This is a genomic window from Paenibacillus popilliae ATCC 14706, from assembly GCF_000315235.1.
Classification (GTDB): domain Bacteria; phylum Bacillota; class Bacilli; order Paenibacillales; family Paenibacillaceae; genus Paenibacillus_B; species Paenibacillus_B popilliae.
The window spans coordinates 1-994 of record NZ_BALG01000292.1 but is presented as its reverse complement, the minus strand read 5'-3'; the positions used below and the strand labels follow the sequence as shown (position 1 = coordinate 994).

Annotated in this window: 1 pseudogene; it reads right to left on the bottom strand. The window is 43.2% G+C overall.

The annotated features are described in order from the left end of the window. Positions 1-17 precede the first annotated feature (17 nt). Positions 18-994 (bottom strand): annotated as a pseudogene (locus tag PPOP_RS26055) (IS110 family RNA-guided transposase); the annotation flags it as partial.

Sequence of the window (994 nt, the reverse complement as noted above, 5' to 3'; positions counted from 1 at the left end):
CCAGGATTCGTCTGAATTTAAGCTGCCAGTTGTAGCTGGGACTGACGATGCGGTCCCAATACATCTATTGGATTATAGATCTTTCTTTTTGTTCCTAGCGTATGCAAGACTCGAATTAACTTCCCACATAGCGCTACAATGGACTGTTTTTTCTTGAGTGGATTTTTTCTTCGCTTTGTAAAGTATTGATGTAATGCCTTAAACTCAGGGTTTTTAGCGACCATCGGCATCACGGCTCGAAACAGTATGGCACGTAACCGTGATCTCCCTCGCTTGGTTATGCTAGACTTTCCTTTTTTCTTCCCCGAACTGTTCTCTTTTAGATTGAATCCAGCTAACCTAATTATTTGTTGACCATGAACATAACCATTCAGATCGCCTGTTTCAGCAAGGAACCCTGCGAGGGTTACGATCGCTACACCGGGTACAGTCAGCATTTCCTTCGTCCCTGGTATTTGTTTGAGCAGCTGTTCAACTTGCTCCATCGTTTCTGTTCATTTTCGAGATAGTAACTCATATTGCTCCAACAACGTTTTTAATTCAAACCTTGCACCATTCAAACCCTCTTTCAGTCCGACAGACTTACTCGCAGTTTGAACCAACAACTCCGCTCGTTTCATGCCTACCGCACGTTTCACATCTTCTTTCCATCGTTTTAAGATCGCAAAGGCGCCTTTGTTTACGATCTCTTCTGGTGTTGGAAACTCTGCTAACGTGATGAGTGAAGCTTTGCCTTCCCAATCTTTGAATACCTGTTGATACTCAGGGAAGAAGCGATCTAGCCAGTTTTGAATTCGTCGCTGAATCTGACCCAAGTTCTGCATCATTTTTTCCCGTGCATTCATGAAGTTGCGGAGATCTGCATAAATTCCTGTTGGAATTTTGGGCTCTGTGTACTTCCCGTTACGGACAAGATCTGCAATGACCTTGGCATCTTTGTAGTCGTTCTTCGTTGGTGAATTATCTTCTAATTCTTTGGTTCTGTTCACATGAT